Origin of the sequence: Viridibacillus sp. NPDC096237, assembly GCF_050278625.1 — a bacterium.
Classification (GTDB): domain Bacteria; phylum Bacillota; class Bacilli; order Bacillales_A; family Planococcaceae; genus Viridibacillus.
This window is the reverse complement of the sequence record NZ_JBNNTI010000014.1, coordinates 78,273-86,215: the sequence shown is the minus strand read 5'-3', so window position 1 is coordinate 86,215 and position 7,943 is coordinate 78,273. Positions and strand designations below refer to the sequence as shown.

6 protein-coding genes are annotated in these 7,943 nt (G+C 33.6%); all 6 read right to left on the bottom strand.

All coding sequences use genetic code 11. The features are described 5' to 3' along the window. Positions 1-443: 443 nt before the first annotated feature. The 6 genes from ACQKMD_RS10235 to ACQKMD_RS10210 all read right to left on the bottom strand — a co-directional run bounded on the left by ACQKMD_RS10235 (position 444) and on the right by ACQKMD_RS10210 (position 7,420). The gene (locus tag ACQKMD_RS10235; RefSeq protein WP_427751712.1) at positions 444-1,544 is read right to left on the bottom strand and encodes an HD-GYP domain-containing protein; all 1,101 of its coding nucleotides are present in this window, start codon (positions 1,542-1,544) and stop codon (positions 444-446) included. A 196-nt stretch (positions 1,545-1,740) separates the two neighbouring features. Next, positions 1,741-3,534 carry an oligopeptide ABC transporter substrate-binding protein gene (locus tag ACQKMD_RS10230; protein WP_427751710.1) on the bottom strand — a complete coding sequence of 598 codons (1,794 nt, stop codon included), beginning with the start codon at positions 3,532-3,534 and terminating at the stop codon, positions 1,741-1,743. A 16-nt stretch (positions 3,535-3,550) separates the two neighbouring features. Beyond that, the gene (locus tag ACQKMD_RS10225; RefSeq protein WP_427751708.1) at positions 3,551-4,465 is read right to left on the bottom strand and encodes an ABC transporter permease; all 915 of its coding nucleotides are present in this window, start codon (positions 4,463-4,465) and stop codon (positions 3,551-3,553) included. Positions 4,466-4,498: 33 nt separating this feature from the next. Beyond that, the gene (opp4B, locus tag ACQKMD_RS10220) at positions 4,499-5,461 is read right to left on the bottom strand and encodes an oligopeptide ABC transporter permease (RefSeq protein WP_427751706.1); all 963 of its coding nucleotides are present in this window, start codon (positions 5,459-5,461) and stop codon (positions 4,499-4,501) included. A gap of 1 nt (position 5,462) precedes the next feature. Beyond that, positions 5,463-6,410 (bottom strand): ATP-binding cassette domain-containing protein, encoded by a 948-nt coding sequence (locus ACQKMD_RS10215; protein WP_427751704.1) that lies wholly within the window; start codon positions 6,408-6,410, stop codon positions 5,463-5,465. Continuing rightward, positions 6,407-7,420: an ABC transporter ATP-binding protein gene (locus ACQKMD_RS10210; RefSeq protein ID WP_427751702.1), complete on the bottom strand. Its 1,014-nt coding sequence runs from the start codon at positions 7,418-7,420 to the stop codon at positions 6,407-6,409. The genes ACQKMD_RS10215 and ACQKMD_RS10210 overlap by 4 nt, the downstream gene beginning before the upstream one ends. Between the last annotated feature and the right edge of the window lie 523 nt (positions 7,421-7,943).

Below are 7,943 nucleotides of genomic sequence, written 5' to 3'. Positions count from 1 at the left end.
CAGCGTTCGTCCTGAGCCAGGATCAAACTCTCCATAAAAGTAGTTTGAAAGCTCATTAGCTTTGCTAGCGTATCATCCGAAGATGATATCTATTTCGTTTTGATCCACCAACAAAGTTGATGTCCAAAAACATTTATTGATTAACGTCTTGCATGTTCAGTTTTCAAGGTTCATTTTGCCGTTTTGTTTTGACGACTTTTAAATCTTAACATTTACACCTTCAAGTGTCAACTACTCTTTTTGAAAAAGTTTTGTTTAAATGAAGTTATTAAGTTTTGTTCAGTACGTCTTATCGACAATTAATATAATACACCAATATCTATATAACTGTCAACACCTTTTAACAAAAAAATAGAACTCTATCCCTACCCTTTAAAACTTCTTATTTCTCTAAAGAGTTTCTTCCTATATAAATACTATATAAAGGGATAGAATCAATAAAGTTATTCTACTATTAATCTCTCAATGTATAATATACGATTCCTTGATAAATCAATGATTTCCGATGTGTCTATTAACTTTACAACTGGACGGGTAGGAGTATTCTTATTTACAAAAACAATTGTTGCCAATGCAAAATTAGATAATTCTACTTTTGTTCCTAATGGTAAATCTGCTAAACAACTAAATAATGTGTGAACAACTTCAATATTAAATTTACCAAATTGAGATTGGCGGATCATTTCTAATACTTTAAATGGTGATTCCTTTTCTCTGTATACCCGTTCGCATGTCATTGCATGGAAAACATCTGCTACTGCAATAATATGAGAATATATAGCAATGCTGTTACCCTTCTCACCTAATGGATAGCCACTACCATCTAATCGCTCATGGTGTTGATATATAGCAATCTTCATATCAGCTTTTAAAAGAGGAATATCTTTTACCAGCTGTGCACTATAAAATGGATGCTCTTGAATTTCTTTAAGTTCTAACTCAGTTAAGGCTCCCGCTTTTTTAAGAATTTTTTTGTTCACTTTTGCCATACCACAATCAGCTAAAACAGCTGCGCAAGCCATTTGAATGATATCACCTTTAGATAAGCCCATTTTGTGTGCAATTGCAGCTGAGATTAAACTAAGCGCTACAGAATGATGATAGATGTAATTTTTAGAATCCGAAAGTTCATTTAACGAAAAAATAAGTGCGCGATTTTTTAATATATAATCTATTAATGGAAGAATAATAGTACGGACCTTTACAATATCAACCTTACTACCTGCCTGCCATTTGAAGAATTCCGATTTAAATTCCTCAACACTTTTTCCATATTGGCTAGCAAATGGTGTCATACTTTCAACTACCACTTCATCTTCCTTAACAGTTTCAGGAACTAACGCGCTTTCATTTTCTTTTTTCTCAACAATAGATACAGTGAGCACTGGGATCCTTTGAATCTGGAAAGCCTTAAATACAATTATATGTTCTCTGGTAATTTTAGTATTTTTATAAACAATAGGGTATTGTGTATTGGCCATTATATCCTCAGCCACAATACTACCCAATCGTAAATCAGCCACCCTTACTAATGTCGTATCCAAATGAATGACCCCCTTTATGAATACTTAATTCACCCTAGTATTATTGTAATCTAAAACTGTTTTTAATTGTAAGAATTAAAAAAAAATATTTTCATCTATTACTTTTGACACGTATATCTTTTTCAGAAATGATAAAAACCCCCGAACTTTGCACTTTTCTGTACAACTGTTCGAGGGTTTTGTCTTACTTGTTACATTATTTAATTGGTGCGTCAGCAGTAAGTTCGATCTCGTTTAATTTACTTCCATTAACGTAGTTTACATTGTAGTTTTTCACACGTTTGTTAACCGGTATAAGTTCTGTACTGTAGGAGATTGGGAATACAGGTGCTTGTTCAGCCATATATACTTGCCAATCTCTAAATGCTTTTGAACGGAATTCAGGATTAATTGCTTTTTTAGAGTCGATATCAGATAATAATTTATCTAACTCTGGCGAAGTAAAACGACTGAAGTTATATTCTGCATCATGAGCATATAAACCTGATGGAGATGGGTTTGTACCAGTTTGCCATGCCCCTATAAATACGTCGATATTTTTATCATCGGCTTTCACTTTATCATAGAAGCTGTTGAGTTCAATTAAACGTCCTGTCGTTAATACAACATTTAAACCAACTGCTTTCCAATTTTGCAAATAGAACTGCATGATTGCTTCGGTATTCTCATCAACAGGCTTTGTAGCTAGTTTAATTTCTAATTTTTTACCGTTTTTATCTTCACGAATGCCATCACCATCAACATCTTTGTAACCAGCATCGTCTAATAATTTATTAGCTTTATCTGGATCATATTTGAAACCTTCTAATGTATCATCATAGAATGCTGAAAATGCTGGTGGAATTAAAGAGTTACTACGTGTTTTCAAACCAGCATAGTATTCATCTGTAACTTGTTCAATATCCATTGCATAAGCAAATGCTTGACGTAAACTAACGTCATTCATTTTAGTATTTGGATCTGTTTCATTTTCACCTGTTATTTTATTAAATTTACCAAGTTTGAAACCTACATAATCGTAAGATAATTCTGGTCGGCCTAATACTGTTAAGTTTTTCAAATCTTTGATTGAAGCATAATCACCTCTGAATTTAGTCGTCAAATCATATTTACCAGCTTTTAAGGCTTCACTAATTTGAGAGGATGGGACAGCTGTTACTTTAACATTATCGATTTTCGGTTTGCCTCTCCAATAGAATTCGTTTGCTGAAAATTGAACTGATTCACCATTAACAATTTTATCGTATTTAAACGCACCAAGAGTAACTGGTGTTTTACGGATTTTATTAGATTTAACCAAATCCTTGATTGCTACATCTTTTAAGTAATGTTTAGGTGCTGCAGAGCTCCATAAGCCGTCACCACCGTTATAAATAGCTGGTGATAATTTTTTAAATGAAATTTCTAAATTATAATCATCAATTTTTTTTAAGCCAGAAATAGTTTTTGCTTTACCAGCATGATACTCAGTAGCACCAACAATATTTTTGAAATCACCATCATAACGAATACCCGTATAGTCCTTATGACCAATGATTTCATATGGGAAAATAACGTCATCGATAGTGAAAGGCTTGCCATCAGACCATTTTACATTTTTACGAATTGTAACTATTGCTTTTTTCTCATCAGCCTTTACCTTTAATGAAGCAAGACCTTCATCACTCAATAAGAAGTCTTCTTTTGTTTCAAATAAAGTGTTACTTGCATACTCCATAATATCAGAATCATACGCATCATCAGCTAATTCAGCTAAGAAAATCCCTTTGAATGGAGTTTCAACTATAAGACCAACTTGTAAAGTTCCGCCCTTGATTGCCTCATCTTTGTTGTCTACAACTAGTGGGAATTTGCTAGCATCCACTTTCTCAGGTGCATCTTTGTCAACACCACCGCTAGCTTTTTTTCCGTCCTTGTCTCCGCCACACGCCGCTAGAACAAGCACTAAAACTAACAACATAGCAAGTAATGACCAATTCTTTTTCTTCATCTCTTTTCCTCCTCTATTATCCTAGTCTCTGCCTTGCATCTGCTGAACGGCGCAATGCCTGTCCAACATAATTTATTCCTAACATCAATACTAAAATTAGTATTGCTGCAGGTAACCATATCCATAACTTCGTAGACATTACTTCAGGATTTGCTGCGTAACTAACAAGAGTTCCTAAACTTGGTGTTGACGGTGGTAAGCCGAAACCTAGAAAAGATAATCCTGTTTCAATGCCAACGTTTCCTGCAAAGTTCAATGTTAAATCAACAATAATTATTGAACTTAAATTTGGCATGATTTCTTTGAAAATAATAGTTGAATTACGAGTTCCCATTGTCTTAGAAGCACTTACATAATCTCGTCTACTTTCTGATAGAGATTTACTGCGAATAAGTCTTGCCGTACCTATCCATAAGAAGGCACTCATTATCAATATAAATGCCGTTACATTGTATTTCGGAATAATTGTAACGAACACAATAATAATCATAGTTGTTGGTAACGTCATAAGAAAATCTATAATACGCATAAAAAAATTATCAATAAATCCACCAAAGTATCCTGTAACTAGACCGACAACAACTCCAGCAACTCCGGTGATGACTGTAATAGCTATGGCAATAGTTATAGAATTTCTTGCTCCAATAATTAACTGCCCTAAAATAGATCTTCCTCCATGATCTGCTCCAAGAATAAATCCTTCACCAGGTTCTGCATATTTCCATCTTAAACTAATCAACATAACTTCATCTTGATCAATAAAAAGTGCTGCTACGTAAACGCCTACAATGATTAATCCTAATAGAATTAGTGAAAACATTGCCAATTTGTCTTTTTTGAACTCCCTCATAATGACTTGCAATCCAGTCGGTGGAGAGCTCATAATGTTATCTTGCGTCGTGTTTATTGTATTTCCTGATTGTTGTGCCATCTCTATTCACCTCTCCTTAGTCATTAATATTCGTCAATCTATCCGAATTCTTGGATCAACAATACTCATAATAATATCGGACAGCAGACTACCCATTAATGTTAAGGTGCCAAATAACATGACCAATGTAGTAATTACGCTGTAGTCACGTGATGCAATCGATGAAACAAACAACTGTCCCATTCCTGGATATCCGAAGATTGTTTCGATAAAAATTGATCCACCTAATAGTCCTGTAATGGTAAATCCAAAGAATGCAGCGATTGGTAATAGCGAGTTTCTGAAAATGTGTTTAGAATACACTTTCGAAATCGGAAGACCCTTACTACGTGCTGTTTTAACATAATCCATTGATTTTGAATCAATTATTTCAGTACGTAAATATTGAATTACTCCAGTAGTAGCTAGTAAAGCATATGTGATAGCCGGTAAAAGCATATGATATATCTTGCTCCAAAAATATCCCCAAGTCCCAGGGTCATGTGAAACATCCACTGTTCCGCTCGTCGGGAAGATTGGAAAATGATAACCGAACGTAAATAAGAAAATTAAAGCTAATACGAAAGTTGGAATAGCGAAACTAATAAAACTATATAAAACAATTGCCTTATCAAGCAATGAATCTTGATAGCGCCCTGCTAAAATTCCTAATGGAATCGCAAGTGCATACAATAAAAAGGCACTCAATAACGATAACCAAAAAGTATTGAATGCTCGTTCACCAATAAGTGTCGAGACTGCTATTTTATATGTATAACTGTCTCCAAAATCACCTTGGAAAGCATTTTTTATCCAGTGATAGTATTGTTCATACCACGGATCATACAATCCTGCTTTTATCTTTAATTCTTCTATTGTGCCTGGATCTGTATCTGGTGTTATTAATCCTGTAAATGGATCACCAGGCATAAGCTTTGCCATGATAAAGATCAGTAAACTAAGGACAAACAACTGTGGAATCATAACTAAAAATCGTCTCAATATCGTTTTCCACATTTTAATTGCCTCCTTTTTCATGCATATTCATGGCAACAGAATGCGTATTACTTAATTGCTTTAGAGCATATACTTTGCCGTTTTTATCGTAATACTTATGATGTTCAGCCTGGTAAAGAGCTTCTACACCTTGGCGTTCTTTCTTACGTTCAATACGAGTAGCTGGCTCAATATTAGGAATTGCAGATAATAAACGTTGTGTGTAAATATGTTGTGGATTTTTATAAATATCTTCACGACGACCAGTCTCAACAAATCTCCCTTTGTACATAATAGAAATATTGTCACACATATGTTTTACAACACCTAGGTCGTGAGATATAAATAAATAACTTAATCCATATTCTTCTTGAATATCCTTCATAAAGTTTAATACCTGTGCTTGTACGGATAAGTCAAGCGCTGAAACGGGTTCATCTGCAATAATCATCTTCGGCCTACAAGCAACTGCTCTAGCGATACCTATACGTTGCTTTTGACCACCTGAAAATTCATGTGGATATTTATATTTAGCATCCTCTGGCATTCCTACAATTGCCAACAATTCATTAATCCGCTTATTTTCTTCTTGATCGCTTAATTTCAAAAAATTGCGAATAGGCTCTGCAATAATATCCTTTATACGTTTTCTTGGATTCATACTAGAATGTGAATCTTGAAAAATCATCTGAATATCTCTGTTATATGGTGAAGTTCGTTCACGACGTTGGTTCGTAACATTTTGCCCTTCATATATAATGCTACCGGATGTAATTTTCTCAAGGCCAATAATTGCTTTTCCTGTTGTTGATTTACCCGAACCTGATTCACCAACTAAACCATATGTTTTTCCTTTTTCAAATTCCATGCTAACACCATCAACTGCATAAACATGATCGGTGACTTTATTGAAAAATCCGCCGCGAATTGGGTAATGTACACATAAATTTTTTATTTGCATAAAACTCATCTTAGTTGTCCTCCTTCTGCACCTTCGAAATCAAAGTGTTTCCAGCAAGTACATCTTACAAGGTGTCCAGGGGCAACTTCATGCAATACTGGATTATCTTCATGTGTCTCTGCAGCAAGCCACGGAATTCGAGATGAAAAACGACATCCTCGACGCGGTAAGTTTTTGAGCGATGGTACTAATCCTTTAATGACTTGAAGCTTCTCGTTTTCGCTATTCATCTGTGGAATTGAGTTAAGTAGTGATCTTGTATACGGATGCTTAGGGTTATTAAATAACTCCTCTACAGAGGCTGCTTCAATAATTTGACCTGCATACATAACAGCCACACGATCTGCAACTTCTGCAACAACTCCAAGATCATGTGTAATCAATATAATGCCACTCTCTGTTTCCGCTTGTAATTCTTTCAATAAATCTAGTATTTGAGCTTGAATCGTTACATCTAGCGCCGTTGTTGGCTCGTCAGCTACGATAATAGCTGGTTTACAAGCGATTGCAATAGCAATCATGACACGTTGGCGCATTCCACCTGATAATTGATGTGGAAATTGTCTAGCAACTCTTTCAGGATTCGGTATACCTACTTGATTTAATAATTCAAGAACACGTTCTGCTCTGCGCTCTTTTGTAAAATCTGTATGGTAGACTAAAGATTCTGAAATTTGTTCACCGATTCGCATTAGAGGATTTAATGCAGATAATGGATCTTGGAAAATCATCCCAATATCATTACCACGAATTTCATTAAACTTATCTTCTGGAAGTCCTGCTAGGTTTAAATCTTTATAAAGGATTTCACCTGTAACTCTAGTATTGTTTTCAGCATGTAAACCAACTATTGAAGTAGCTAATGTACTCTTTCCACATCCTGACTCTCCAACTATAGCTAAAATCTCATTCTTATTTAAAGTTATAGAAACATCATCAACAGCATCATAGTATGTATCCTTTATTCGAAAACTAGTGTGTAGATTCTTGATGGTTAGTAAATTATTCGTATTAGCCAAAAGTATATCTCCTTTCAAATACTCATTATGTAGAAAGAATATTAAGAAAATAATAACAGTATTTTGTTTTAAAATATATACATAAATTTAATTAATATGTCAATTTCTTTAAAAAACTCATACAATTGTTATATGTTGATTAATATTTTACACATTCATTCCAATTTAAGTCAAACTATTTAATTATTTTTTCTTAATATAATATAAAAATGAGAAAATTCAATTTATTTTTAATAGAAAACATTTAATTAGTTCTATCAATCTATAACTTTAAAGTAAGAAAGTATTTAGAAAAAATATTTTAATATAATATATGTTTTTACTTAATTTTTTAATCTATTCCTAAAGAGAAATCACTTTTCCCATTTTTCCGTAGAATTATTAATAAAATTTCCCTAAAAAGCTTATAATATCAAATTTTTCTATTTATCGCATTGCATCTCCTCTTGTTCTTTCCTAAAATCCCACAATCCACATTTAATTATCATTTCATCTTATGAAGTTATGAAAATAATAACAAAAA

Excerpts from the sequence above, each read along its gene's own strand:
- opp4B (WP_427751706.1), bottom strand. The coding sequence starts at position 5,461 with ATGTGGAAAACGATATTGAGACGATTTTTAGTTATGATTCCACAGTTG.
- ACQKMD_RS10215 (WP_427751704.1), bottom strand. The coding sequence starts at position 6,410 with ATGAGTTTTATGCAAATAAAAAATTTATGTGTACATTACCCAATTCGC.
- ACQKMD_RS10230 (WP_427751710.1), bottom strand. The coding sequence starts at position 3,534 with ATGAAGAAAAAGAATTGGTCATTACTTGCTATGTTGTTAGTTTTAGTG.
- ACQKMD_RS10225 (WP_427751708.1), bottom strand. The coding sequence starts at position 4,465 with ATGGCACAACAATCAGGAAATACAATAAACACGACGCAAGATAACATT.